The following is a 24,209-nucleotide window of genomic DNA, read 5'->3' on the forward strand; positions in this document are numbered from 1 at the left end:
ATATGGAAACAAACATTGATGAATCTCTGCTTGCATTGCTAAAGCAATGCAAGGATCTACCTACACCGCCTGCTGTTGCCACTAAAATAATAGAGCTGAGTAATAAGCAAAATACCGATCTAGATACTTTGGCTACAATTGTAGCGATGGATCCCGCTTTAAGTGCAAAAATTTTAAGTATTGCAAATTCATCTATGTACATGCGTAGAATCGAAGCTGACTCCATAGAGCAAGCTGTAGGTATGTTTGGTTGGTCAGGTACGCTCAATCTTGCATTGGGGTTTGCTGTAGTAGGGTCGATACGTGGAGCCCTAACTTCAGGCTTGGATTATGATTATTTCTGGTTGAGATCGCTAGCAGCTGCCACTTCGGCTCGCGCGCTTGGACAAATGGCTTCTTCTAGAAATGCCGAAGTATTATTTTTGCCAGGGCTATTGCAGGACATAGGTATGCTTGCATTAGATAGCGCTGTTAAAGATATTTACACTGGTCTAGGAGAATTACAGCAAGACCATGCTTATATTCAGCAGTTAGAACACAAAAAAGTAAGTACAGATCACGCTACGATTGGTGAGTGGTTATTAACTAATTGGGGGGTACCCATAGATGTTAGCGGGCTTGTCGGTTTGAGTCATAGTTCTAATTTTACGACTGATAATAATGACCTATTAATTTATCAAAAGTGCGTTTATTTATCAGGGTATTTAGCTGATTGTTTAATGATTGACGAAGAGCGTAAAACATTTGAAGCAGTAGCATTTCTAATGCAAAAAGAGATGAATATTTCAATGAGCGATTTTATTTCTTTATTGGGGCATGTCGCTAGCCAGTTCCTAGAAATGGCTGCACTTTTTGATTTGCAAGTGAAGAATTTAAAGCAAATCCAATCTATTACTGAGTTCGCATCTTTAATGTTGCTTTCTGAGGACTAGTCAATATTCACCACAGAGGCAGAACTCAAGTATTATTTATAATTATTACAAAAGTGCAATATCTTCTCGTTTTTTCTAACATATCTTATGGTGGCTTATTAAGTTATTTCATTTAAATTTCATATAAATTTAATACTAATTTTGTCATTGCTTATTTATGATGACTGTCAGGTTAATTTATTTTATAGGAATACAAAATGAAGGTTTGGGGACTTTTAGCGCTACTTATTTTATCAGCGTCATCTCTGGCAAACGCTGCACAAGTGACGCCAGGGCAGTATTTGCTACTAGATCATCCTGACGGTGCACTATTTAAATCAGATGGTGTGCCTTATGGTCTACGATTAGATGACCAAGCAAATTTTGGCACAGGTGGGAATGGAAGTGTCGGAGCAAAAACATTTAGCACTCAAGCCAATGGTGTGTCAGCAATACTTGACTGGGATGGAGGCACAACCGCGACAATTACCGGCACATTAAACCGCAATTCTAATGATTCTGTTTGGGATGTTGTTTACACGCTTACAGGTGTGAGTGCAGTGGCTGGTGCCAATGGTGGATTCGTAGCAACAGCTGGAAGTGGAACGCTAACAAACGGCTCTGATCAAATCATACTAGCAGGTGTGCTTGATGGCAGTGATGTATTTAGAGCGTTTGGTGATGGTCATCGACTGCCTGGAAATTCCGAGCAAGTCGCTCGTGGGTGGCTTTCACCAAATGGATCTACTAACGACTGGTTGGTGCAGTTAACACCCGTACCGGTACCCGCGGCATTGCCATTGCTAATTTCTGCTCTAATGGGATTTTCGTTCTTCTCACGCAGAAGACGTATCAATGATTAAGCTTTATAGGACTTAATAGTCAGCTCTCAAGTTTAAAAAAGCCCCGCTGTGCGGGGCTTTTTCGTTTATTTGTCATAATTATCTGATTTATCAGCTAGAATGCGGAACTCATGTAAGTGTGACGACTCTTACACATTAGTCACATCTGCCTATTAATTATTATTGGAGCCTGATATATGCATTTTAAGCCGCTTGCTTTTTTTATAATGATTTTTTTCGGGTGGTCTTCATTGCTGCTTGCCGATGATGGAGGTAAATACGATAAAGAAACGATAATTAGCGAGGCTGAAGGGTATTTAGGCTCAGGCGCAGAAGGCTTAGCTTCGGTGATAGAGAAAGTTTTCGAAGATCATGGGCAGCCTGATGGCTATATTAAAGGCAGGGAAGCGGCTGGTGCGGCAATCATTGGCCTGCGCTATGGAGATGGAGATATTTTTCTAAAAAACGGATACAGCCGACAAGTTCATTGGCAAGGTCCATCTGTTGGTTTTGATTGGGGTGGAAATGCAGCAAAAGTATTTACCCTTGTCTACAATCTGCCTAGTGTTGAAAGTGTTTTTCAGCGTTTTCCTGGAGTTGATGGTAGTTTGTATTTTGTGGGTGGAGTAGGCTTGAATTATGTGCAGCGCGACGACGTAGTGCTAGCCCCTATTCGCTTAGGTGTGGGGTGGCGCGCAGGAGCAAATGTGGGATACTTGAAAGTAACACCAGAGAAGACGTGGAATCCATTTTGATTTAATGCCTTGTTAACCTAACTGGAAATGATTCCATCAAGAGGATGCGCACCTCTGGAAATATAAAATAATAACAATAAGATATTGCTATGCGTTGGAAGACTGGAAGAAGAAGTAGAAATATTGAAGACCGGCGAGGTGCCAGATCATCTTTCCCGGGAATGCCAAGAGTTGGCGGTCGACGCGGTTTAAAACGTGGAGGTGGTCTTAGCGGCGGTGTTATATTAATTATTATTGTAATCGGGTTGCTGACAGGACAAAACCCATTACAAATGTTGGGTATGATCACCGGCGGTAGTGGTAGCTCATATCCAACAATTGAGTCTTCCGGCGTCCCGCTTAATCCTTCAGCGAATGATCTGGAGGCTGATTTTGTATCTGCAGTTCTAGCAGATACTGAAGACACATGGCATTCCTTATTTGCTCAAGCAGGCTCAAATTACCAAGCGCCGCAACTGGTTTTGTATAATGATGTTACTCGAACTGCATGTGGTTTAGGTCAGGCTGCTTCCGGACCGTTTTATTGTCCAGCGGATTCTAAAGTGTATTTGGACTTGGGTTTCTTTAATGAATTGAAGCGACTTGGTGCTCCAGGTGATTTTGCAATAGCTTATGTTATTGCTCACGAGATTGGTCATCATATTCAAAATTTAGTAGGTACCTCTAGCAAGGTTTATCAGCAAAGAAAACGTAGTAGTAAAAAAGATGGGAATGCACTGTCTGTGTTACAAGAATTGCAGGCTGATTGTTATGCAGGTATATGGGCGCATCACGCTCAGCGTGAGCGCAATATTTTAGAAGCTGGGGATATTGAAGAAGGCCTAACTGCAGCTGCATCTGTTGGAGATGACCGCTTGCAGCGTCAAGCAGGCCGCGCGGTACAACCAGAAGCATTTACTCATGGAACCTCAAAGCAGCGAATGAATTGGTTTCAAGTCGGGTTTAAATATGGCAGTGTAGACAGATGTAATACTTTTAAGTAAGTCGCTTGTTTAGTGCTTACTTTTGTAGCTCGTTATATGTTTAGAACTTATAGTGGGTTTGAATGTTGTAATAACTATCTTCATCTAATAATTATCGGAGAGTCAAAATGGCAGTAGCAAGAGTTACAGAAATTAAATCTTCTTCTAAGAAAAGCTTTGAAGATGCAATTCAGGTTGGAATTAAACGGGCAAGTAAAACTTTAGAGAATATTAAAGGTGCTTGGGTTCAAAACCAAGAAGTTACAGTAGGTAAAAACGGAAATATTGATGAGTATCGTGTTTCGCTTAAAGTGACTTTTGTTTTGAAATAATATTTTTAATCAGCACAAAAAAGCCCGAGCATGCTCGGGCTTTTTTGTTTGTACAGATAATATTATTTGGCAAAAGCGCTTTTTAGTACACCGATAATAGCCATTAGCACACCGCCGCCAACACCGCCAGAAGCAACGCTGCCTAGAATTCCTGCTATATCAGTCGTGCCTGCTCCAGCATCTATTCCGAGCATTCCCAATAGCGCACCACCTGCGCCGCCACCTAGAATACCTACAATAGAATTTCCCATTGTACCTAGGCTCAATTTTTTCATTAAGCTGCCAGCAACATTGCCACCAACGGCGCCACTAATGAGATTAATGATGAGTGGAAGCATACTTTCCATCTTGATTCTCCTGATTGTTTTTTTATTTTAGTTATAGTTGGCGCATGCGTATTGGTTACGCTGTATGCGCTATATGCCATTATAGAGACAAAGCACCAAAATAGGTCATAAAATAGAAGAAATGCGTTGATCTTAGGGTTATTTGTATAATATTCAATAGCTTACAACTTTTTAAGTTTGACTGAATAAAGAGTTAATTTTAAATGAAAACAGTATTTTTGGAGAATAACATTGCTTAACAATGAGTATTATAGTTCGCACGCTAGTAATGATTTGCAACAGGCGATGAAAATATTACCGCAAACACATTTATGATTGGATTTGAAAAAGATATGTTTGTACCTTCCGCTGGCCTTGTTTATTAGCAGCAATAAATTTCGTGTAGTGAACTCAAAATACTGCCTTAGTTGATGGGACATTTTGCAATGTTGGGTTTATTTGAAGAAGACCTTCAAGCAATTGATAGCCTTTTTTTAGAGCTGCTAGCTAGCTAGGAGATGGATGGAATCTTATTATTGCAGTGTTATACTGCGCTCCCAATTTAAAAGGTGGTAATTTTATGTTTGGTTCTCGTGACAGTATTGAGCAAGTTGAAGAAGGAAATGAACTTGCCCCCAAATTTGACGAAAATGGCCTAATACCGGTCGTCACTACGGATATTACATCAGGCGAGTTACTGATGATGGGATATATGAATGCTGAAGCATTCACGAAAACGATTGAAACTGGTGAAGCGCATTATTGGAGTCGTAGCCGAGATGTATTATGGCATAAAGGTGCAACCAGTGGTCTTGTGCAAAAAGTAGCAGAAATGCGTATTGATGATGATCAAGACACGGTATGGCTGCGAGTTGATGTAGCTGGCGGTGCGAGCTGCCACGTTGGTTATCGATCTTGTTTTTATCGTTCAATCCCAATTGGGAAGCCTAGTACTGATGCGCCGTTGACATTGACTTATCACGAAACTGAGAAAGTATTTGACCCTGTTAAGGTTTATGGGGATGCGCCAAATCCTACCAAACTGTAATACTCTTCTGAGTACAACATAAACGTGAATAAATAAATATTATGAGTTATTTGGTTCAAGAGATTTCACTGTTCCTATTAGGCGCTTTTATTATTGGTGTCGTTTACGGGTGGATAGTGCGTGGTATTCGTGCGCAGCGTGATCTGAATAATGTACTCGATCGTCATGAGCAAGAGATTGCGCAATTACGAAATGAAAATGCGTTGCTTGCTGACCGTGTTGAACAACTGGAGTTGATTCCTGCGAGTGGTGCGGGTGAAGATTGGCAAGATGAATACCCGTTAAATGAAATTAAAGATATAGAAGCATCGACGTTATCTAAACTAGCAAGCATACAAGTAAATACAACCAAAGATTTATGGAAGTTATGCAATAATGAGGATGCAGTTTATGATCTTGCTGAAAAAATTGGCGTAGAAGATTTTGCAATTCAACGCTGGGTATCAATTTCGCAGTTACTTCGTGTTGCTAACATTGAAGCGGATGATGCAGTGCTATTGGAAGCTACTGAGATTTATTCGTTAGAGGATCTTTCTAATCAAAAGCCAGTAAGGCTAGGTGAGAAGCTGGCTAAAAATAACGAACGCGAGAAAATTCTCAGTGAATTGCCAGATGAGTCAAAGTTGTCAGGTTGGATCGAGCATTCGCAGCACATTCTTAACTTAAATAGTTAGTATCGATTAACCAGGCTTATAGTTTATCGATATTGCAACACTGACACCAAAGCCGATGGTTTCATCTTCTGCCCACTCACCATTTCCGATATTAAAATCACGTCGATCTAATTCAAATTGAGCGCGTGCATGCGCATGCTTGTTATCAGTTACTTTCCATTCTAAGGGGAAAGTTATTTGTTTTTTCTGGTCACGTATCTGGAGAATGCCAATAATATTGTATCTGTCATCTTCAATGTGTGAAATGTGTGTGCTGTTAAAGCTGGCTTGTGGGAAATTATTAAAATAGAACCAATCAGAATCAGCTAGTGCTTGATCTCTATCTCGACTGTTAGTGTTAATTGAAGTTACATCTATAGTGCAATTAATATAGCTATTTTCTAAGTCTTGCAGATCTATAGAAATAGTTGATGTGGACTTGCTAAATACTCCATTAAAAGCGACTTCGTCATAGCTTGCGGTAAATTGAATTGATTTGTCATCTTGGATAGATGTCCATTGCTGCGACGCAAAACAAGGTATGAAAAGTAGATGGCAAATAAACAGTATGAGTGCTCTCATGTTTTATAGCATACGTTTTAAAATATCATTTTTTCGTATGAAATGATGGTGCAATGCAGCAGTAATATGTATCAGCACAACCGTGCCTAATGTGCAGACTAAAACAAAGTGAGTAGTTTTCGCTAATTCTTCGGTGTTAATGTTGGGTTTTGTGATTGATGGGATTTCAAATAAACCAAACCACTGTAAAGGAAAATTAGCTGCCGAATTAATTACCCATCCGCTAAGTGGAATGCATATCATCAAAGCATACATGAGTAACTGTCCAAACAAGACAGTTTTTCTCTGTGATTTTGAAAGTGCCTGCGAAGGCTTTGGGGCCGGATTGAGTAATCGCCATAGGATACGAACAGTGACTGTGGCTAGTAACAGTATGCCTATAGACTTGTGAATCATAAACATTTCTAGTTTTACTGGTGATAAGCGCATGTTGATCATAGTGGCGCCAAGCGCAAACATAAAAATGATTGCAATGGCCATGAACCAATGAAGTATGCGGCTTACTAGGCCCCAATGTTTGGCGCTATTTCCCCAGCTCATTCTGCTATTTTTTGTCCTTCGACTTCTAAACGAATCTCGATGTCATCGCCTAATGCTGGAAGACCATATGTCATACCAAATAAAGAGCGTTTAATTTGTGTTGTCGCGGAAAATCCAGCTGTATATTTGCCCGAAAAAGGGTGTTTTCCAGATTTATTGTGCATAACATTTAATACCACTGTTTCAGTTTTTCCAAGTATAGTTAAATCACCGTGTACATTCATTTTGCTATTCTCTAGTGGTTCCACATTGGTGCTGGTGAAAGTCATAGCAGGGAAGTTTTCTACATCAAAGAAATCTTCATTTTTCATGTGGTCGTTCCATTTCTGATCGTCCATATCAATGCTGTCTGTATTGATGGTGACTTCTATGGTTGATGCTTGGGGATTTTCTGGATCAAATGAAAACGTACCGTCAAATTTTAAAAACTCACCCTGCGATTTTGAAAAGCCTAGGTGATCACAAAAAAATAATATTTGAGTATGTACTGGTTCCAATTGGTAATTTGCAGCAAAGCTAGTACTGCTAATGAATCCTAGGATTAGTAAAAATAATAATCGTTTAACTGTTGGGATCATGGGGTTTCTCGTGGCTTTAGATGTGTTTAACCAATTTTACTATCTGAGTAATTGAAGAAGCTAGTATAAATAGCGAAATGTCGTTGACTAAGACTAGTAGAATACGTAACTATACTGCCTTGTTTTAACGACTGTATTACAGCATCTATAGGTTTCAGGGTATGAATAATGCGTTAGAAAATGGGCAGGCTATTAGGGTAAGCCCAGATCAAGCAACTGTCTGCTGTCGAGGAGCAAGTGGAGCGCTTGGACATCCTGCGGTTTATCTTACTTTTGCCGACCAATCGACGGTGCAGTGTTACTATTGTGGGTGTGTGTATACACGAGCTCATGCCGGTAACGAGCATCCATGTAAAGCAGAGTAGTCTCTATTCTATATGGGTTACTTATAGAAAGATAAATTTCTCTTATAGTCTTTAAAAAAGAAGTAATCTACCACTCGAAGAGCCACAATTCGTATAACACAAGAATTTACAAGATGGTCATTATAGGCTGTCTAACAATTTACTATTTGATAACTTAATAATCAGGAACGTAATTAATGTCTAATAAGATAAGTATTATGCTTATATCTGGTAAGCGTGAGCAGCTTCAAATGGCTGCTATGGTTGCATCAGTTGGCGCAGTAAGCGGTAATGATGTCACAGTTTTTCTCTCAATGAATGCTTTGGAATTTTTTAAAAAAGACAGTGATCTAAAGGCGCCAGCCGATGGCCCAATGGGCAGCTTACTAGAAGAGAAAAACGCACCGGGATATATGGAACTATTTGAATCAGCAGTTGAATTGGGTGATGCAAAAATTTACCCATGTTCAATGGCGGTAGATATTATGGGTCTAAGTAATGATGATCTTGTCGATTATGTGTCAGAGTCTCTAGGACTGACAAAGTTTTTAGACGATGCATCTGAAGGCCAAGTGTGGACATTTTAATTAAAGGAGATTGAGAGATGGCGGATAGAAAAATAGTAGATGCAAAGAATACATTTTGCCCTGGTCCTTTGATGGAGCTAATCGCAAATATGAAACAAGCTGAAGTTGGAGATGAATTAGTTGTATTGTCTACGGATGAGGGCTCAGCAAATGATATCCCTGAGTGGATTAACAAAGTAGGTCATGAAGTACTTGAAAGCTCAGAAGATTCAGGTGTCTGGAGCATTGTGGTTAAGAAAACCAAGTAACTTGATTTTTGTAAAATAAATATAAATTCTAAAGAGAGGTTGAAATGAAAATCTTAATCGTCGGTGGCGGAATGGGTGGAACCATCCTTGCTAATAATCTGGCTCGTAAAATGAGGCACGACTTAAAATCAGGTAAAGCTAGCATTACAATGCTATCAGCATCTGATAAGCACATGTATCAGCCCGGATTGCTGTATGTGGCAGTTGGAAAAATGAACCCAACTGAACTGTATCGTGATCAGGTTAGTTTGTTGGAGCCCAGTATTGAATTTAAAGTAGACCCCGTCGTTGAATTTAATCTAGATGATAATAATGTTAAAGCTAAAAGTGGAAATACTTATAACTACGACATCATTGTGATTGCAACAGGTTCACGTACACATGCTGAAGGTACGCCGGGCCTTGCAGAATACGCTGAACAGTTTTACACCGAAGCTGATGCAGTAAAAATGTATAAGAAACTAGAGTCTTTTGAAGGTGGGAAAGTTGTCGTTGCTGTTGGTGTGCCGCATAAGTGCCCAATGGCCCCGCTTGAGATTACTTTCATGTTGGTTGACTATTTCAAGCAACGCGGTATCTGGGACAAAGTTCAGCTTCATTACACATACCCTATTGGTCGAACTCACAGTCTAGAGCCTGTTGCTAAATGGGCAACGCCAGAGTTTGAGCGTTTGGGCATTACCTATGAAACTTTATTCAATATGAAAGAAGTGAATGCTAATTCTGTTCTGAGTGAAGAAGGTACAGAAGCTGAATATGACTTACTAATAACAGTGCCTGCCCATAAAGGTATGCAAGTGATCGAAGACGCTGGTTTGGGTGCTGGCGGGTTTATTCCAACAGATCGTAAACGTCTAAACATGGAAGGGCGTGAAAATGTTTATGTTCTTGGTGATACAACTAACTTGCCAATCAGTAAGGCAGGTTCTACAGCTCACTTTGAGGCAGAAGCACTTGCTGAAAATATTGCCTCAATGGTAACTATTGGTTCTGCAACACGTGATTATGACGGTAAGGTATTTTGCTTTATTGAGGCTGGCGAAGGTAAAGCCACTTACGCAATGTTCAACTACCAGAATCCACCTGATCCAAAAGCACCTACTGCGGGTATTCATATGTTCAAGACTGCCTACAATAAGATGTATTGGGCTAGTGCTCGCGGTTTACTCTAAAGGAGGAATGAGCAATGGCACAGTTAGGAGATATTAGTAAAGAAGCCGAGCGCTTAGCCGAAAGTGCTGGTGATGCACTGACGGACGATATCGTTGGGCGTTTAGCGGAAGTGGCTGGTGATGGTCTAGTGCTACTTGATCAAGCGAATCGCAGCAATTTAGATAAAGCCTTGCCTGCGATCAGCCGTATGGTTGAAAACGGTGATCTGGATCGTGTGGTGAATTTGGCACGCGTTATGGGTGCTGCAGGCGATGCGATGACTGATGATATTGTTTCACGAGTAGCAGAAACCGGTGGCGAATTAATGTGTATCGCTGATCGACTTGCACGTAGTGAGGGGTTGCTACGTCTGTTGGACTTGCTGGAACGTGAGCACATCATGAACTTGTTACTAGAGTTTGCAGAAGCCGCTGCAGCAGCTAAAGCGAGTCATGAACCTGCTTCAAAAGGGGGGGTTATGGGCATGATGGGAACAATGCAAGATCCAGATGTACAAGATGCGCTGAAATTCTTTGGCGCAATGTTTAAAGAGCTCAAGAAAGCTTGATTGAATACCTATGTTATATAAAAAGTCCAGTTTTATCGCTGGGCTTTTTATTTATTTAATTTCGCCCACGTATCTCTTAATGTAACAGTGCGATTAAATACTATCTTTCCATCTTCACTGTCTTGTTTATCTCGCGTGTAATAACCGTTGCGTTCAAATTGATATCCTTGTTCGGCTTTGACTTCAGACATACTGGCTTCTGCAAAGCAGTTGTCCAATATTTCTAACGAATCTGGATTAAGGTTGTCTAGCATGTTTTCGCTAGCACCAGGATTAGCAGTGTTGAATAATCTGTCATAGGATTTTACTTGAACCGGCATAGCATCTGCGACAGATACCCAATGTATTGTGCCCTTAATTTTTCGACCATCGGCTGATTTCCCACCACGTGTTTCAGGGTCGTATGTGCAACGTAGCTCAACAATATTACCATTAGTGTCTTTGATGACATCAGTGCAAGTAATGTAATAGGCGTAACGTAGGCGTACTTCGCGACCAGGTCCTAAACGAAAAAATTTCTTGGGAGGGTCTTCCATGAAGTCAGCTTGTTCAATGTATATTTCACGCGAAAAAGAGATGTTGCGTTTCCCTAGTTCAGGACGTTTAGGGTGGTTAGACGCTTCTAGTTGTTCTATTTGTCCTTCAGGATAATTTTCAATCACGACTTTAAGAGGCTGGAGTACACACATAGCCCTTGGTGCGTTGTAATCTAAATTTTCACGTACGCAATTTTCTAGTACACCGACATCAATTTGTGAATCTTTTTTGGTTATCCCTATACGTTCACAAAAATCTCGAATCGCAGCTGCAGGATATCCGCGACGACGTAAGCCAGTAATAGTTGGCATTCGTGGATCATCCCAGCCTTCCACATGATTTTCATCGACAAGCTGATGTAATTTGCGTTTGCTGGTTATGGTGTAATCTAATGATAAGCGTGCAAACTCTATTTGCTGTGGATGGCATGGAGTTTTTATTGTGTCTAATATCCAGTCGTATAATGGTCTATGGTCTTCAAACTCTAGAGTGCAAAGAGAGTGGGTGATGCCTTCAATTGCATCAGAGAGACAATGTGCATAATCATACATGGGATAAATACACCACTCGTTATTGGTGCGATGGTGGTGTGCGTGTTTAATGCGATACAAAGCCGGGTCACGCATATTGATATTGGGTGAAGCCATATCAATTTTTGCGCGTAATACGCATTCACCTTCTTTGAATTCACCTTGGCGCATGCGTTTAAATAAGTCTAAGTTTTCTTCAACTGAGCGATTTCGGTAAGGGCTGTCTTTCCCTGCTTCAGTTAGAGTACCTCGGTAAGTTCTTACTTCTTCAGCGTTTAAATTGCAGATATAGGCTTTTTCTATCTCGATCAATTTCACTGCATATTGATATAGCTGCTCGAAATAGTCAGACGCAAATAATAAATTGCTCCAATTATGACCTAGCCAAGTGACATCGCGTTTAATTGACTCTACATACTCTTTATTTTCTTTATCAGGATTGGTGTCATCAAAACGTAAGTTACAATGGCCATTAAATTCTTGTGCAATTCCAAAATTCAAGCAAATAGATTTCGCATGACCAATATGTAAGTAACCATTGGGCTCTGGCGGAAATCTCGTCATTATAGACATTGAATTCTCTTCAATGTCTTTACGAATCCAGTTGCGAATAAAATTGTTAGAAGGTGTACTTGTCTCTTCTGTCATAGTCTTTTATATAGTTAATGCTTTATGGGTCTAGAGGTTCTACTGTTGCCTCTTTGAGTAATTCTTCTTTGGCCTTCTCTGCTGCTGCCGCTTCTTCTTCAGCAAGCTTTTCTGCGGCGATGCGTTCTGCCTCTTGTTCAGCTTCGACCGCCTTGGTTGTTGCGCTGGCAACTTCGCTGAAACACTTCTTGCTTTTGTTTCCCCCCATACTGTCAAAAGGTATGGCTAATACAGCAGGTCCAAGGGCAACAGTTGCAGCACTTTTTAAGAGTTTCTTAAAGACTGATCCTTTGTCTAATGAAAAACTTGGGTTTTGCAGATCACCTACTACGCGTATGTTGGCTCCTAAAGTAAAAAACTCAATGTCTTTCGGTTTGGGTATTAGTAATAAGTTTAAACTTTCCATGCTTAAGTCTATTGAACCATTAGTTTGCATGACAATATTTTCTGTATTAAGTAATGTGGCTTCGCTCGTGAAAACACCTTCAGTACCGCTAAACTGAACAAATAGGCACTCAACCTTAGTATGCTTTTTTTTGGGCTTTCCAGGCATTAGTTCAACTAATAAGTTTTTTGCAAGTAGGTCGATGGGTGCATCAGCGAGTGAGCCCTCAGTCATCACCGCTGTGATTTTCCCATTGGCATTTTTAGCCAGTTGCTGGCTGCTAGTTCCAAAGGAATTCACGTCAATTGAAGCGTCGATTTTTCCCTGCAGCGTTTCACTTGCCTCAATGTCACTTAACAACTGGCCGAGGTTAAAATTTTCGGTAAATAAGCTATGAGAAAAAATATCTTTATTCGCATCAATTAATGCGTTTGCACGCAAATTTGCATCTAAGTAGTTAAGAGATTCAATGTCTAACATGGCGGTATTGTTTTTCGCAACTGCTTTTGCTTTGACATCTTTTAATGTGGCTTCTTTATAAATTAGATTATTAATCGTTAACGAAATGTCTGTATTGGCTGAATTTAACCAGTCCAGATCAATTTTATCGTCTGAGAACAGTTTAGATCTTTCTTCTTTTTCACTGTTTTCTTTTTCATCTGATTGTGTGGTTGCTAGTAAGTGTTCTACATTTAACGATTCTGCAGTTATGTTGGCCCGAACATTGGGTGGTGATGAGAACTCTATATCACTATTACCTGCTAACTGTGTGTTGTCGAGAACTAGATTTACATCCTTTAGGCTTAGAGTGTTGCCAGCATATTTCATGTTGGTCTTTAGAGAAAAGTTTTTAGAAGTTGGCAACGATTGCTTAATGACGCCTTCGAAGCTTTGAATATTTTTACCCTCCGATGTCAGTGCAAGATCAATCGTTGGCTGACTTTCTTTGTCTAACACGATCGATCCGAGTGCTGTCGTAATTGCATCTTTGATGGTGATTTTTGATTCTAGATCGCCAATAGTAATAATGCCGTCAGGATTAATGATGCTGGTTTTTACTGAAAACTCATCAATATTTTCTGCCGCAATCGCCTGTTGAACTTCATTTAGCCAGGCAGGATTTTTGCCGCTGATATCAATTGCAACTGCAATTCGAGTAGAGTCACCTGCAATAGTGACTTCGCCGGTGGTTAATATTTTACTGTTGTCTATTTCAATGTTTGAATCTATCGAATGTGCTCTCCATGATTTACCATCACTTTCAACTGATGAAGCCAATTCAAAATTGTCGACTATTTCTGAGGGGAAAAATGTTTGATAATTGTTGAGCCATGCGGGTTCAGTGCCAGATGCGTTTACAGATAAATTGACTCCAGATATGGCGTTAACCGATGCAATATCGCCTTGCACATTAATAGCTGTATCTTTTAATTTTACTTCAACGTCAATATTTGAGGCATTCAATTGACCAAAGCTGCCCACGAGTTGAGTGCTGAGAGTTACTTTTTCGGTGTCAGGTAAAGGCAGTTGTTTAGCGAGTAAGAACTCTCTAATGTTAGTTGCGTTTGTGTTGATTTTTAAATTGAGATTGCCTTCATTGGCAATGTTCAACATTCCGCTGATAGCACTATTGAAAGGAACAGCATTGATATCTGCAGTAAGATTGCAATCATTGCCTTGCAATAGATGTCGAATGCGACACATCTCGCTGCTTAACTCTAACGGCTGATCGTCAAATCGACTTGATGCCTTAATCTGAATAGTGTCTTTATTTTTCGGATGAAGTTCGAAAGACTCTAATGAATAGACAAATGATTTTTCTGTTTGCTGGTCAGAATAATTAATTTGTAAATTCTTAATTTTCACATCAATTACATCAAGTAGTGCAGTGCCTTTGCCGCCTGTACTTTTTTCTTTTGGAGCTTCTTGAGTGAATTCTAGATTGGATTGACCTTGCTGATTGCGTTTTAAATTGATGACTGCATTATCAAATACAATGTTCTCTATCGAAATTACTCCACGTAATAGATCGAGTAATGCAACGCCAAATTCCAATTTTTCTGCTGTGAGTAAATTGCTATCTTTATCCCAGTCCGCGCTAGCGACACGAACCCCAGAAGTCTGGAGTGTGGGATGAAGTGAGCGAGTTAAAGTGAATTGGCCATCAACGATAACATCTCGCTTTAATGTATTTTGTAAAGCATCAAGCGCATTTTTTTCAATTGTCTTGTCGTCGATTAGCTTATATGCTGCAGCAGCTGAGATTAATGCAATGATAATAATGACCGCAATTGCAATCAGGATTTTTTTTATTAGAGACACGGTATTAAATACCTTTATTAGGTTAAGAGTCTACTTCGTTAAAGCTATTGTAATGCTTGATTACCTTTTTAACATAGCCCTGTGTCTCTTTGTAGGGAGGAATGCCATCATATTTCTTCACTGCATTTGGCCCAGCATTGTAAGCAGCTAAGGCCAGTTCAAGGTCAAATTCAAATAGTTCCAACATTTGTCTGAAATAGCGAGTACCACCACGAATATTATCTTTGGCATTAAACACATTATGCACACCCATCAACTCGGCGGTCTGGGGCATTAATTGCATTAAGCCTTTTGCGCCAACACGAGAGACAGCATAGCGGTCAAAGCAGGACTCAACCGTAATAATAGCCTTGATTAATTGCTGGTTGACACCATACAAGTCAGAGTACTGTTGTATAATTGGCGCATGATCTTTGGCGCGGTTGCTGATGGAGCCAGTACAAGACACAGAGGCAGTTGGCCGCCCTATTGTCGCAATCAGCTTGTAGTTTTTAGCAGGCAAATTTTTATCTGAGTACCACGTGGTACCATCTTCGTGTTTGTAGACAAAATATTCAGCATAGCAATTAATGCTAAAAGTTGAACTGAGTGCTAATAAGCCACTAAACCAAAGTTTTTGCATGTGGCTATAAGTATTTTTTGATCTAACCATGATTGTTATCGAATTTAAGTATGGCTATTGTACCTAGAGTTGGAGTAATTTCTCAGACATTTTGTGAACATAAAGTGTCCGTTTATCTTTGAATATAATGCTACATTTTACAGAAGTATTAAGCCTGCTGGATAATAATCAATACTATTCTGGCCAGGCATTAGCAAAACGATTTAATGTTACACGCGCCACCATCCATAACTGTATCGTCAAGATCGAGTCTTTAGGCATTGCTATTGAGCGAGTTCGAGGTCTTGGTTATCGCTTGGCACATCCTCTTGACTTGTTAAACCGATCAGAAATCCTAAAAAAAGTTTCTATTGAATCCCGTGATGAACTAAAAGATATACACTGTTTGCAAAAAGTAGATTCGACAAACCAATTCGCCGCGGAATTAGGGTTACCACAAGAAGGTCGGTTTTCAGTGGTGTTGTCAGAAATGCAATCAGCGGGTAAGGGTAGGCGAGGGAGACATTGGGTCTCACCATATGCTGCCAATATCTATATGTCAGTATTATGGCCACTACAAAGACCATTGAATGAGACAGGGATGTTGAGTCCCCTTTTAGCAATAGGTATGTTGAATGCATTAAACAGTCTTGATGTTGCAGGTCTTGGTTTGAAGTGGCCCAATGATATTTATTGTAATGGTAAGAAATTAGCGGGTCTGTTAGTGGAATGTTCAGGTGAGATTAGTGGTGGCTGTAAAATGGTTGTAGGCATGGGTGTGAATATTTATATGTCGCAGGTTGAAGGTGTTCAGATTGATCAGCAATGGACAGACATTAGAAGTGAGACGCCACAGTGGCAATTTTCACGCAATGATGTTGCCGCTGAATTAATTAATCATTGCTACGATAGTTTGGTTCAGTTTGAAAAAGACTCCTATAACCGTCTAAATGATGATTGGTCACGCTGGGATATATTGAAAGACAAACGAGTTGACTTGCATACGGCAAATTTTGTTCAATCAGGAATGTCACGTGGTATAGATAATGATGGTTGTTTGCTGTTGGAAACATCAAAGGGAGTGGAAAAGTTCTCTGCTGGTGATGTTAGTTTGCGGGCAAGCAAATGAAGTTATTATTCGATTTCGGTAATACCTGTTGCAAATGGGCATACCTTGAAAATCAGCAATTACAGAAAGTAACTGCATACTCTTACAAAAGTGAAAGTTCAGCTGATCGTGTGCATGAAGTCATTAATCATGTTCCATTTGCGACAGTAAAAGAAATACATGCGGTGAGTGTGCTTGGTGGCAATTTTGAACAGAAGTTTTGCAGTCAGGTTCTCAAACTATCTGAGATAGAAACTAAATTTCATCTGTCAAAGCTAAATGGCTTTGGTGTGTTATTGGCTTATTCTGATCCATTGAGTTACGGTGCAGACAGATATGCGGCATTAGTCGCAGCACATCATAAAATGCCAGGGGCAAAAATTATTGTTGATTGTGGCACTGCAACTACAATTGATGTGATTGATAAGCAAGGCCAGCATTTAGGGGGATTAATTATCCCGGGTGTGGAGCTAATGTGTTCGGCGTTAGTTAAAAAAGCATCTGGTATTTCAACAGAGAAGCAAACTAATTTAACGCACTTGTTCAATGATAATACTGCAGACGCATTTTATTCTGGCAGCGTTCTTACACATAGATATGGAGTGTGTGCAATTATTGAGGAGATTCAGCATGAGATTGGTCAGCATGCCACTATTCTAATTACTGGAGGGCAGAGTGATATGATTAGCCACGCAATTGAACAATATTTGGATTGTCCTAATTTGGTGTTAGAAGGCTTGGCAATCATGCAAGGTTAAATACATGAGAACAATTGTTTTGCTGTTAATATTTTTGAATTTAGCTTTTTTCTATTGGGCAAGTGAATATGGCTCTAAGAAAATCGTGCTAGATAATCCTAAAGAAGTGCCGGGATATAAGCCTATTAAATTACTTTCAGAATTAGAAAAAGAAACGGTTAAAAAAGATAATCCAGTAATTGTAAGCCCACCATCAGAACTTGAGTCACAAGCAAAGGAAGTTGTAAAGGCTCAAAAATGCTTCTCTTTAGGGCCACTGGAAACTGACGAACAATCAAACACTATTTATGATGCTTTATTAGGTGCTGGAATTCGGGCAAAGCAAAGAACCGTCAATCAGCGTCAACCTAAAAGTTACTGGGTGTATTTGCCGGCATACGAATCTCAAGCAGAAGCCCAGAAAGTGGTTAACTTCCTTAAGGCGAATAAAGTAAATGAGTTTTATATTTGGCTGGAGCCACCACAGAAAAATGCTGTTTCTTTGGGATTGTTTAAAAAACTTAGCACTGCGCGAGAAAAGATGGCGCAAATAGAGGAATTAGATCTAAAGCCTAAAATGGAAGTCAGATTTGACGAGTTTAATGAGTATTGGATAGATTTTAATCACTATGATGAAGATCACCAACCCAAAATTATTGAAGAAATGTTAAGAAAAAATGACCGCATGTTGATATTGGAGACAAAGTGCTCATAAGGCATTGATTGGATCCGCAGATTTCTCTAGACTGCACACCCTGTTAGATTCAGGCGTCTGATCTCAGATGCTAACACAGCGTTCAAATAGGGCCGGCGTAGCTCAGTTGGTAGAGCAACTGACTTGTAATCAGTAGGTCGAGGGTTCAACTCCTTTCGCCGGCTCCAAATTTTAATTACCTGCTTATTTCCAATCAATTTATCCTATTTATATTACCGCTACTGGTTAGTAAGCTGATATAAATCATCTTCATGAGCTCCATAAATGCATAGAATTATGAGCTTTAGAGGAGCGGTAGTGGATAAAATTTGGAGACGATGGCTACTAAGATTCCAATTGAATATGATGAGCCTTATATCATTGATACAAACTGAGGCAATGCTCCAAGATCATATGATAAAATTTTAAATTCTGAGGTGAAAAATGTACTACATTGTTGAGTCAGCTAAATCATTTGAGCAAGCGGTTGCCGATCTGGATGTAGCAGTAAAAGAGCATGGATTTGGAGTCTTACATATACATGACTTGGGAAATACATTGCGTAGTAAAGGCGTCGACTTTGGAGAAAATTGTAAGGTTTTCGAGGTATGTAACCCCATGCAAGCTGCGAAAGTATTAGCAACTGATATGAGACTAAATATGGCATTGCCTTGTAGAATTTCAGTGTTTACCGAAAATAATAAAACGAAAATAGGCTTGATTAAGCCAGAAGAAATGTTATCTGCTTTATCGAATAATCAGTCTTTGGTTGATGTAGCTAAAGAAGTTGAAGAGAAAACTAGACAAATGGTAGATCAAGCCAAATAATTTCTATAATCAGTTAACTAACAAAGAATAAATAATGAATAAATTTAGTTTCTATTTATGCGTATTCTTTACCTGTTTTTTATCTAATCCATTCGTTTTTGCAGAATTGGCCGATGGTGACTCTTTTTTAAAATATATTCAGATCACTGATCATGAAAACGTAAATTCTGTTACTGGATACTACGATGGATATATAAATGGAGTTGCAGATTCTACAGTAAACGTAAATTGGTGTCCGCCATATGATTTTAAAGGGAGCCAATTACTAAAAACAATTACCAGGTACTATAAAGAAAATTCTATGGATTCTGGGGAGGTTTCTGCTGACGCTAAAGATTTAATTTTATATGCCCTGATGGATACTTATCCTTGCAGTAAATGATAACAGTCTGCAAGTAGGGTTCCCCTACACATAAGCTTCAAAAATTTCAGAGCCAATTATTTGAAATTCTTCACATTATCTTGCTCTATATCTCAGTATTAATAGTAATCATCTAAATTTTATTCCACTATCGTAATAATGTTTTATTGCTTATCTGTTATGAATTCAGTGACTAAAAATTCACTTAAATTAATCAATCCCGTAATTGTACTAACCATTGTTGGATTGGCACCCACACTAATTAATGCGGATGATAGTAAGGCGAGCGCTCAACATATTGTCTCTACTATGCCCGCGAATAGCTGGCTTGAAGTCCCTAACACTCAACTGGCAGATGTTGGCGCAGATGCTGAGAAATATGCTGATTTACAGGGATATATCGGCATCGATGGCGTTACCGCATATAGCGGTGGTGTTTTTGATAATAAGCGCAACCGCCTAGTAATATGGGGAGGAGGTCACTGGGACTATATGGGTAATGAAGTCTATGCGTTTGATGTGGATACTTTAAGTTGGGAAAGATTAACGGATCCAAGTGATCCGAATTATTGTGAGGAGACAAATAGTGACGGTACTCCTAATTCAAGACACACATACAATGGAATAGCGTACATTGATCATGCAGATCGAATGTTTGGTAGTGGTGGTGCATTGGCGTGTAGGGCGGGAGGATGTGGCGCTAGAAAAACATGGGTGTTTGATTTTGATTTAAAACAATGGACGGATATGAATCCGAAGATTACTCCCGAAACTGATTGTGAGAATTTATCGGCATATGATCCTGAGTCTAAAAAAGTCTGGTGGTTCGATCTAGAAGGTCTCTGGTCATACGATTACGATAAAAACAGCTGGACAAAACATAATGAAGATTTTATTTCTCGCCGTACAGCAGTAGTAGATACTAAACGAGGGTTATTGATCGCGATAGGAGAAGGCGAGGTGGTGGCTTACGATATTCGAAATCGCAATTTCACTCAAAAAGTTTGGAGTACTAAGGGGGCTGACGAGCTAGTAGAACAATGGTCTCCAGGCGTAGCTTATGATCCTGTGACTGATCGCATTGTTAGTTGGTCTGGCGGTGATTCAATTTATACATTGAATATAGACACTAAAGTATGGACGGAGCATCAAGCAAAAGGTGGCCCTAATTTGGATGCACTCAATTCTGTTTATGGTATATGGCGGTATGTATCTAGTTTAAATGCATTCATAATTATGCCGGGTACATTAAAGAATGTTTATTTTTACAAGCTACCTGAGAGTGGTCTTTAAATATTCAGGTGAATAAAAAATTCTTGATTGGAATTATGGGTGTTTATTTCATTGCGACACATGACCCCAGTATGAGCACAACAGAGTCTCTATTTTTTCTTGAGCTGTGTACGTAAGGCGCAGTATTTGTCACTGAGAATTTCATGGTGTCAATATTCATAATGAAATCACCATTTGTGTTGCAAGCAAGTATTTTGTCTAGCATTGGTGCACAAGTTTCGTGTTCATATTCAGTGTCATACTCATATACTGACCATTTTGTGCCTTTAAGTTTTACTAGGTAAGTTGCATCAGGGGTAAATCTTTCTCGAATCCATCTACCATTTTTATAATCGTAGCCGCTGGACTCTTCTGTTGAACATAAATAAGTTTTATCTTTTATAACAGCTGGGCTTTCTTGCGCTGTGTCTTCTGCGCTGATCGTAGATGAAAATAGCAATAAAATTATCAGTATTAATTTCATTTGAATACACTTAGTTAGAGTTTTGATTGGCTTATGTATCTTTGTTTCGTTATGGGATATAGCAATATCAATTAATTAAGAGGATATCAGATGTGTACTAGTATATATCTTAAATGGCTTTATCTTAAGACGAAATATTAGTGTAAAAGCTGTTTCCGAATGGGGTAAAGCCCCAGAATTGGGGCTTTATAAAAAATTAATTAAGTTGGGAGAGTGTCTTAATTGGGTTGCGTTGCTAGGTGGTAATCCGTATTAACTGAAGTGATATTTTACTCGGGACAGACTAATAAAGGTTTTTCATACTTGCCGCCCCATTTACATCCCTGGCTGTTTGCATAATCAAGCAACTGTCTCACTTGATCTAGTTGCGTGTGTGTGGGTTTAAATGGCGACTGAGTTGCTTGTGCTTGGGTTACGCTTTGCTCTAGGTTGGCTAGCTTTTCCTCACGTATTTTTTGCTTGGATATTTTCACGTTAGCTGTATAAGGTATCTCAGTATATTCTGTTGTAGAACTGTTATTTGATGCGTCTGAATGATTACAGTCTTGTTTATACTGGCCATAGGCCAATGAGCCATTACAATTTGCATTCGCTATTTCTATAGCACCTAAAATGAATATGAAAGCAATTAATGTCTTTTTCATGGTTCTCTCCTTGTCTTGATGCTTAAATGCTCTGCTCATATCTTTTAAGTGTGTATGTTGAGAGTGTATGTATCTTGCAGTTGAAGAATTAATATTTTTAATTAAGTTTTTTACTCGTTGTAAAATACTATCTTTAAAATCAATAAGTGAATAAATGGTTAATCCGATATTGCCCCATAATGTATGAGTATTGAAAGCAACTATACCTTTAACAATGCGCCTTTCTTGGCACCATGATTTCTTATAATCATCGTCAAAATGTCCGAAGCTTAATAATTTCGAGTGATCTGCTTCAATAACATGTTCAATTAAATGTAATAGCAAGATAGAGCCGACAGAATGTTTGGCATATTTTCTATCGTAAGCAGATTTTGCGAAGATAGCTTTGTTGTTTGCAACTATGCATAATTCAACGCTTGCGGGTTGATTGTCGATGTATAAAACTCCGAAGCGCAATGTGTTTTTTTGTGCGCATGTGCGAATTAAACCTAGTGTAAAATCCGGGAAATATTCGGGTTCTTTCCAGCTGTTAGAGTAGACTTTATTGAATAATGAAATGGCTTTGTCTGTATCATTCTCTTCGGTGAGAATTTCAAAATGGGTATCATGCTTTTCTTGTAAACGCTTTTTCTTTCTTAATATGCTTTTTCTAGTTGATTTGGATCGATGGGCTAAATACTGCTGATAATCTAAATGCTCAGTATTTTCAACCCAGTTGCTACAATAGTCATAAGTCAGTGCTTTGTACTCTTGTGTTTTATTAAATGTTTGATTCAATGCTGACAAACTTTCCGAGTCGCTAGCGAATAAATTTAGATCTATCAGAGGTCTTTTTTCTCCTTTAAATTGATTAACTAATGAGTCAAAAATTTCATTCAAGTTGTTAGTATTATTTGGATAGAGAAATGAATGTGAATGGCATTGATAATTGGTTAGTCCTGCAATGGCATGATCTTTTACCCACCAGCCTTTTATTTTTGCGCCGTTCTGTGCTGCTGACGTGGTTACGAGTAATGCTTTAGGAGTTGAATTTATGTCGTTGGTTTCTACGCCATACAAGCGTAATGTCGAGTTTGATTCTAATGTAGTGTCGATAATATTTTCTAACCAGGCTCGGCTATAGAAAAAATTTTTCTCAGCTATTTGTTTGAAAAACTGTTGGTAAGTAGAAGGTAGTGAGTCGAAGCTGTTATAGATGTTAATTTTTAGCTGACTTAATTTTTGACTAAAATCTGCGGTTTTATATCTCGAAGAATTTGTTGGGCTTGATAAGCCTGTAAAGTTTTGGGATATGGTTCTCTCTTTCATCATAGAAAATCATGGTATTAAAATAGTATAAGTATAAAGTTACTTTAGATATGGTCTGATTTCAGAGAATTGCAGCAAACTTTAGGCTTAATTATCTTCACATGGAAACTCCTCAGAGAATGCCGTGACGGCTAGGCTAGCAGCAGTGAAATGTAATTTTTCTGGGTTCATCATTAAGTAGCGGCGAAATACACGTCCTAATAGACCGCTGGAGACACCAGTTGGCATGCAATACACGGAGTTGTCTGCTTGAATGGCTTGTAGCGCATAGCTAAAGCCGTCGCTGTATGAGCTGGCGATTAGCGCGCATTGCACGTTGTCATTACAAAATGCTAGTGCCATGGTGCCGCTCATAACTTTTGCCTCTGCTGTACTAAAGCAAAGAAATACTAGTAAACATAAAATTATTTTTTTCATGTCTTTGTATGTAGTTTCTGTGAATAATTTTCTTTGAAGATACGCTAATAATATATTCAGCACTGTTTAATGCATCACTAAACACATAATTTTATGTGGTTTGTTTGCTTGTATGGGTTGTAGGAATGTGATTTGATCTACATATATATTGTTTCCTGGATTGAAATTGATGATTAATAATCGGATTGTATTGTTATTTGTAGTCTTGATTGGTGCTTGTTCTATGCCAGTAAAAGAAACAGTAATACAAGAAGCTAATCAGGTCGATCTAGAGAAAACTCAGTTAGATGGAATATGGGTTGGCAGTTTTGATATCAGAGGTCGTGGGCCATTTGATTTCTTTGCAATTCATGTTGGTGGAAGATCGACTGCGGTTAGTTATAAAGCCAAGGCCATGTGTTTTGGCCAGGTTAGTCAGAATGAAGGCTATTACTATGCAAAATATAATTTGTATGCCCTGGATGGTTCGCATTTTGATTATGCTAGGCTAACTGGAGAAATTAAGGATAATCAAATTCAGTCGCATTTCACTACATTGAATGGCGGCGATACAGGCAGGCTGCAGCTTAGTTATAGTGATCTGTATGAACAACCTTCTTCTTTAGAGTTGTTAGAAGGCGAGTGGAGTTTTACTGATCGAGATAATTTGGAGTTTAATTTTACCATTAAAGATGGCGTTATTAATGGAGCAGACTCTGATGATTGTAAGTATCTCGGAAACGTTTCTTTAATTAACCCTCAATATAATGCTTATGAAGTCATATTGAATATTAGTAACTGCGCTTCAGTGAATGGCGAATACCATGGGTTAAGCTATATTGACAATAAACAAGCTATTTATTTTCGTGTAGATATAGGAAATGATCTCTATGGGTTCCATTATGATTTTGAAAAAAAATAATGGT

Annotated in this window: 29 protein-coding genes and 1 tRNA gene; 20 read left to right on the forward strand and 10 right to left on the reverse strand. The window is 39.0% G+C overall.

Annotated elements, in window-relative coordinates; translation table 11 throughout:
- Positions 1-2 precede the first annotated feature (2 nt).
- The 5 genes from R8G33_00170 to R8G33_00190 all read left to right on the forward strand — a co-directional run bounded on the left by R8G33_00170 (position 3) and on the right by R8G33_00190 (position 3,802).
- Complete coding sequence (locus R8G33_00170) at positions 3-932, forward strand: HDOD domain-containing protein (GenBank protein ID MDW3094068.1); 930 nt, start codon at positions 3-5, stop codon at positions 930-932.
- A 197-nt stretch (positions 933-1,129) separates the two neighbouring features.
- Positions 1,130-1,774: a PEP-CTERM sorting domain-containing protein gene (locus tag R8G33_00175; protein MDW3094069.1), complete on the forward strand. Its 645-nt coding sequence runs from the start codon at positions 1,130-1,132 to the stop codon at positions 1,772-1,774.
- Between the two features lie 206 nt (positions 1,775-1,980).
- Positions 1,981-2,508 (forward strand): DUF1134 domain-containing protein, encoded by a 528-nt coding sequence (locus R8G33_00180; protein ID MDW3094070.1) that lies wholly within the window; start codon positions 1,981-1,983, stop codon positions 2,506-2,508.
- Positions 2,509-2,597: 89 nt separating this feature from the next.
- Positions 2,598-3,491: a neutral zinc metallopeptidase gene (locus R8G33_00185; GenBank protein ID MDW3094071.1), complete on the forward strand. Its 894-nt coding sequence runs from the start codon at positions 2,598-2,600 to the stop codon at positions 3,489-3,491.
- 107 nt (positions 3,492-3,598) lie between these two features.
- Positions 3,599-3,802, forward strand: a complete 204-nt coding sequence (locus R8G33_00190; GenBank protein MDW3094072.1) for a dodecin family protein — start codon at positions 3,599-3,601, stop codon at positions 3,800-3,802.
- 62 nt (positions 3,803-3,864) lie between these two features.
- On the opposite strand, the gene R8G33_00195 is transcribed toward R8G33_00190, so the two are convergent.
- Positions 3,865-4,149: a hypothetical protein gene (locus tag R8G33_00195; protein MDW3094073.1), complete on the reverse strand. Its 285-nt coding sequence runs from the start codon at positions 4,147-4,149 to the stop codon at positions 3,865-3,867.
- A 559-nt stretch (positions 4,150-4,708) separates the two neighbouring features.
- Between R8G33_00195 and hisI the strand changes: the two genes are divergently transcribed.
- Both hisI and R8G33_00205 read left to right on the forward strand, forming a co-directional pair.
- Complete coding sequence (gene hisI, locus R8G33_00200; protein MDW3094074.1) at positions 4,709-5,176, forward strand: phosphoribosyl-AMP cyclohydrolase; 468 nt, start codon at positions 4,709-4,711, stop codon at positions 5,174-5,176.
- Positions 5,177-5,217: 41 nt separating this feature from the next.
- Positions 5,218-5,850 (forward strand): DUF4332 domain-containing protein, encoded by a 633-nt coding sequence (locus R8G33_00205; GenBank protein MDW3094075.1) that lies wholly within the window; start codon positions 5,218-5,220, stop codon positions 5,848-5,850.
- Positions 5,851-5,856: 6 nt separating this feature from the next.
- Here the strand turns inward: R8G33_00205 and R8G33_00210 are convergent, their stop codons facing one another.
- From R8G33_00210 to R8G33_00220, 3 genes are read right to left on the reverse strand one after another with little or no spacing between them, the layout of a single operon-like run.
- Positions 5,857-6,411 (reverse strand): YceI family protein, encoded by a 555-nt coding sequence (locus tag R8G33_00210; protein ID MDW3094076.1) that lies wholly within the window; start codon positions 6,409-6,411, stop codon positions 5,857-5,859.
- A 3-nt stretch (positions 6,412-6,414) separates the two neighbouring features.
- Positions 6,415-6,951 carry a cytochrome b gene (locus R8G33_00215; protein MDW3094077.1) on the reverse strand — a complete coding sequence of 179 codons (537 nt, stop codon included), beginning with the start codon at positions 6,949-6,951 and terminating at the stop codon, positions 6,415-6,417.
- Positions 6,948-7,529, reverse strand: coding sequence for a YceI family protein (locus R8G33_00220; protein ID MDW3094078.1), 582 nt, complete (start codon positions 7,527-7,529; stop codon positions 6,948-6,950). The genes R8G33_00215 and R8G33_00220 overlap by 4 nt, the downstream gene beginning before the upstream one ends.
- Before the next feature lie 161 nt (positions 7,530-7,690).
- Between R8G33_00220 and R8G33_00225 the strand changes: the two genes are divergently transcribed.
- From R8G33_00225 to R8G33_00245, 5 genes are all read left to right on the forward strand, one after another.
- A complete protein-coding gene (locus R8G33_00225; GenBank protein MDW3094079.1) occupies positions 7,691-7,894 on the forward strand; it encodes a zinc-finger domain-containing protein in 204 nt (67 codons plus the stop codon).
- Between the two features lie 176 nt (positions 7,895-8,070).
- A complete protein-coding gene (locus tag R8G33_00230; GenBank protein MDW3094080.1) occupies positions 8,071-8,460 on the forward strand; it encodes a DsrE/DsrF/DrsH-like family protein in 390 nt (129 codons plus the stop codon).
- 17 nt (positions 8,461-8,477) lie between these two features.
- Positions 8,478-8,708, forward strand: a complete 231-nt coding sequence (locus R8G33_00235) for a sulfurtransferase TusA family protein (GenBank protein ID MDW3094081.1) — start codon at positions 8,478-8,480, stop codon at positions 8,706-8,708.
- A gap of 44 nt (positions 8,709-8,752) precedes the next feature.
- The gene (locus tag R8G33_00240) at positions 8,753-9,880 is read left to right on the forward strand and encodes an FAD/NAD(P)-binding oxidoreductase (GenBank protein ID MDW3094082.1); all 1,128 of its coding nucleotides are present in this window, start codon (positions 8,753-8,755) and stop codon (positions 9,878-9,880) included.
- Positions 9,881-9,894: 14 nt separating this feature from the next.
- The gene (locus R8G33_00245) at positions 9,895-10,428 is read left to right on the forward strand and encodes a hypothetical protein (protein MDW3094083.1); all 534 of its coding nucleotides are present in this window, start codon (positions 9,895-9,897) and stop codon (positions 10,426-10,428) included.
- Positions 10,429-10,475: 47 nt separating this feature from the next.
- Here R8G33_00245 and R8G33_00250 read toward each other — a convergent pair whose 3' ends face one another.
- Genes R8G33_00250 through R8G33_00260 form a run of 3 tightly spaced genes read right to left on the reverse strand, consistent with a single transcriptional unit; the run spans position 10,476 to position 15,502 of the window.
- Positions 10,476-12,143, reverse strand: coding sequence for a glutamine--tRNA ligase/YqeY domain fusion protein (locus R8G33_00250; GenBank protein ID MDW3094084.1), 1,668 nt, complete (start codon positions 12,141-12,143; stop codon positions 10,476-10,478).
- A 22-nt stretch (positions 12,144-12,165) separates the two neighbouring features.
- A complete protein-coding gene (locus R8G33_00255; GenBank protein MDW3094085.1) occupies positions 12,166-14,850 on the reverse strand; it encodes an AsmA family protein in 2,685 nt (894 codons plus the stop codon).
- A 22-nt stretch (positions 14,851-14,872) separates the two neighbouring features.
- The gene (locus tag R8G33_00260) at positions 14,873-15,502 is read right to left on the reverse strand and encodes a lytic transglycosylase domain-containing protein (GenBank protein ID MDW3094086.1); all 630 of its coding nucleotides are present in this window, start codon (positions 15,500-15,502) and stop codon (positions 14,873-14,875) included.
- A 97-nt stretch (positions 15,503-15,599) separates the two neighbouring features.
- Here R8G33_00260 and R8G33_00265 point away from each other — a divergent pair, with 97 nt between their 5' ends.
- The 7 genes from R8G33_00265 to R8G33_00295 all read left to right on the forward strand — a co-directional run bounded on the left by R8G33_00265 (position 15,600) and on the right by R8G33_00295 (position 20,472).
- Positions 15,600-16,580 carry a biotin--[acetyl-CoA-carboxylase] ligase gene (locus tag R8G33_00265; protein MDW3094087.1) on the forward strand — a complete coding sequence of 327 codons (981 nt, stop codon included), beginning with the start codon at positions 15,600-15,602 and terminating at the stop codon, positions 16,578-16,580.
- The gene (locus R8G33_00270) at positions 16,577-17,317 is read left to right on the forward strand and encodes a type III pantothenate kinase (protein ID MDW3094088.1); all 741 of its coding nucleotides are present in this window, start codon (positions 16,577-16,579) and stop codon (positions 17,315-17,317) included. The genes R8G33_00265 and R8G33_00270 overlap by 4 nt, the downstream gene beginning before the upstream one ends.
- Positions 17,318-17,321: 4 nt before the next feature.
- Positions 17,322-18,011 carry an SPOR domain-containing protein gene (locus R8G33_00275; protein ID MDW3094089.1) on the forward strand — a complete coding sequence of 230 codons (690 nt, stop codon included), beginning with the start codon at positions 17,322-17,324 and terminating at the stop codon, positions 18,009-18,011.
- Between the two features lie 91 nt (positions 18,012-18,102).
- A tRNA-Thr gene (locus R8G33_00280) sits at positions 18,103-18,178 on the forward strand.
- Between the two features lie 256 nt (positions 18,179-18,434).
- Positions 18,435-18,818: a DUF302 domain-containing protein gene (locus R8G33_00285; protein MDW3094090.1), complete on the forward strand. Its 384-nt coding sequence runs from the start codon at positions 18,435-18,437 to the stop codon at positions 18,816-18,818.
- Positions 18,819-18,852: 34 nt separating this feature from the next.
- Positions 18,853-19,200 carry a Rap1a/Tai family immunity protein gene (locus R8G33_00290; protein ID MDW3094091.1) on the forward strand — a complete coding sequence of 116 codons (348 nt, stop codon included), beginning with the start codon at positions 18,853-18,855 and terminating at the stop codon, positions 19,198-19,200.
- A gap of 159 nt (positions 19,201-19,359) precedes the next feature.
- On the forward strand, positions 19,360-20,472 hold the full coding sequence (locus R8G33_00295; GenBank protein ID MDW3094092.1) for a hypothetical protein: 1,113 nt from the start codon (positions 19,360-19,362) through the stop codon (positions 20,470-20,472).
- 43 nt (positions 20,473-20,515) lie between these two features.
- Here R8G33_00295 and R8G33_00300 read toward each other — a convergent pair whose 3' ends face one another.
- The 3 genes from R8G33_00300 to R8G33_00310 form a co-directional block, all read right to left on the reverse strand.
- Positions 20,516-20,935, reverse strand: coding sequence for a hypothetical protein (locus tag R8G33_00300; protein MDW3094093.1), 420 nt, complete (start codon positions 20,933-20,935; stop codon positions 20,516-20,518).
- 269 nt (positions 20,936-21,204) lie between these two features.
- Complete coding sequence (locus R8G33_00305; protein MDW3094094.1) at positions 21,205-22,890, reverse strand: GNAT family N-acetyltransferase; 1,686 nt, start codon at positions 22,888-22,890, stop codon at positions 21,205-21,207.
- An 84-nt stretch (positions 22,891-22,974) separates the two neighbouring features.
- On the reverse strand, positions 22,975-23,304 hold the full coding sequence (locus tag R8G33_00310; GenBank protein MDW3094095.1) for a Rap1a/Tai family immunity protein: 330 nt from the start codon (positions 23,302-23,304) through the stop codon (positions 22,975-22,977).
- Positions 23,305-23,473: 169 nt separating this feature from the next.
- Here R8G33_00310 and R8G33_00315 point away from each other — a divergent pair, with 169 nt between their 5' ends.
- Positions 23,474-24,205 carry a hypothetical protein gene (locus R8G33_00315; protein ID MDW3094096.1) on the forward strand — a complete coding sequence of 244 codons (732 nt, stop codon included), beginning with the start codon at positions 23,474-23,476 and terminating at the stop codon, positions 24,203-24,205.
- The last annotated feature ends 4 nt before the right edge of the window (positions 24,206-24,209 follow it).

It is taken from the genome of Gammaproteobacteria bacterium (assembly GCA_033344735.1).
In the GTDB taxonomy this organism is placed as follows: Bacteria; Pseudomonadota; Gammaproteobacteria; order UBA4575; family UBA4575; genus UBA1858.

Excerpts from the sequence above, each read along its gene's own strand:
- R8G33_00260 (MDW3094086.1), bottom strand. The coding sequence starts at position 15,502 with ATGGTTAGATCAAAAAATACTTATAGCCACATGCAAAAACTTTGGTTT.
- R8G33_00300 (MDW3094093.1), bottom strand. The coding sequence starts at position 20,935 with ATGAAATTAATACTGATAATTTTATTGCTATTTTCATCTACGATCAGC.
- R8G33_00315 (MDW3094096.1), top strand. The coding sequence starts at position 23,474 with ATGATTAATAATCGGATTGTATTGTTATTTGTAGTCTTGATTGGTGCT.
- R8G33_00265 (MDW3094087.1), top strand. The coding sequence starts at position 15,600 with ATGCTACATTTTACAGAAGTATTAAGCCTGCTGGATAATAATCAATAC.
- R8G33_00310 (MDW3094095.1), bottom strand. The coding sequence starts at position 23,304 with ATGAAAAAAATAATTTTATGTTTACTAGTATTTCTTTGCTTTAGTACA.
- R8G33_00275 (MDW3094089.1), top strand. The coding sequence starts at position 17,322 with ATGAGAACAATTGTTTTGCTGTTAATATTTTTGAATTTAGCTTTTTTC.
- R8G33_00210 (MDW3094076.1), bottom strand. The coding sequence starts at position 6,411 with ATGAGAGCACTCATACTGTTTATTTGCCATCTACTTTTCATACCTTGT.
- hisI (MDW3094074.1), top strand. The coding sequence starts at position 4,709 with ATGTTTGGTTCTCGTGACAGTATTGAGCAAGTTGAAGAAGGAAATGAA.
- R8G33_00215 (MDW3094077.1), bottom strand. The coding sequence starts at position 6,951 with ATGAGCTGGGGAAATAGCGCCAAACATTGGGGCCTAGTAAGCCGCATA.
- R8G33_00185 (MDW3094071.1), top strand. The coding sequence starts at position 2,598 with ATGCGTTGGAAGACTGGAAGAAGAAGTAGAAATATTGAAGACCGGCGA.
- R8G33_00205 (MDW3094075.1), top strand. The coding sequence starts at position 5,218 with ATGAGTTATTTGGTTCAAGAGATTTCACTGTTCCTATTAGGCGCTTTT.
- R8G33_00235 (MDW3094081.1), top strand. The coding sequence starts at position 8,478 with ATGGCGGATAGAAAAATAGTAGATGCAAAGAATACATTTTGCCCTGGT.
- R8G33_00175 (MDW3094069.1), top strand. The coding sequence starts at position 1,130 with ATGAAGGTTTGGGGACTTTTAGCGCTACTTATTTTATCAGCGTCATCT.
- R8G33_00180 (MDW3094070.1), top strand. The coding sequence starts at position 1,981 with ATGATTTTTTTCGGGTGGTCTTCATTGCTGCTTGCCGATGATGGAGGT.
- R8G33_00230 (MDW3094080.1), top strand. The coding sequence starts at position 8,071 with ATGTCTAATAAGATAAGTATTATGCTTATATCTGGTAAGCGTGAGCAG.
- R8G33_00295 (MDW3094092.1), top strand. The coding sequence starts at position 19,360 with ATGAATTCAGTGACTAAAAATTCACTTAAATTAATCAATCCCGTAATT.
- R8G33_00270 (MDW3094088.1), top strand. The coding sequence starts at position 16,577 with ATGAAGTTATTATTCGATTTCGGTAATACCTGTTGCAAATGGGCATAC.
- R8G33_00285 (MDW3094090.1), top strand. The coding sequence starts at position 18,435 with ATGTACTACATTGTTGAGTCAGCTAAATCATTTGAGCAAGCGGTTGCC.
- R8G33_00190 (MDW3094072.1), top strand. The coding sequence starts at position 3,599 with ATGGCAGTAGCAAGAGTTACAGAAATTAAATCTTCTTCTAAGAAAAGC.
- R8G33_00240 (MDW3094082.1), top strand. The coding sequence starts at position 8,753 with ATGAAAATCTTAATCGTCGGTGGCGGAATGGGTGGAACCATCCTTGCT.
- R8G33_00290 (MDW3094091.1), top strand. The coding sequence starts at position 18,853 with ATGAATAAATTTAGTTTCTATTTATGCGTATTCTTTACCTGTTTTTTA.
- R8G33_00195 (MDW3094073.1), bottom strand. The coding sequence starts at position 4,149 with ATGGAAAGTATGCTTCCACTCATCATTAATCTCATTAGTGGCGCCGTT.
- R8G33_00170 (MDW3094068.1), top strand. The coding sequence starts at position 3 with ATGGAAACAAACATTGATGAATCTCTGCTTGCATTGCTAAAGCAATGC.
- R8G33_00305 (MDW3094094.1), bottom strand. The coding sequence starts at position 22,890 with ATGATGAAAGAGAGAACCATATCCCAAAACTTTACAGGCTTATCAAGC.
- R8G33_00220 (MDW3094078.1), bottom strand. The coding sequence starts at position 7,529 with ATGATCCCAACAGTTAAACGATTATTATTTTTACTAATCCTAGGATTC.
- R8G33_00225 (MDW3094079.1), top strand. The coding sequence starts at position 7,691 with ATGAATAATGCGTTAGAAAATGGGCAGGCTATTAGGGTAAGCCCAGAT.
- R8G33_00245 (MDW3094083.1), top strand. The coding sequence starts at position 9,895 with ATGGCACAGTTAGGAGATATTAGTAAAGAAGCCGAGCGCTTAGCCGAA.
- R8G33_00250 (MDW3094084.1), bottom strand. The coding sequence starts at position 12,143 with ATGACAGAAGAGACAAGTACACCTTCTAACAATTTTATTCGCAACTGG.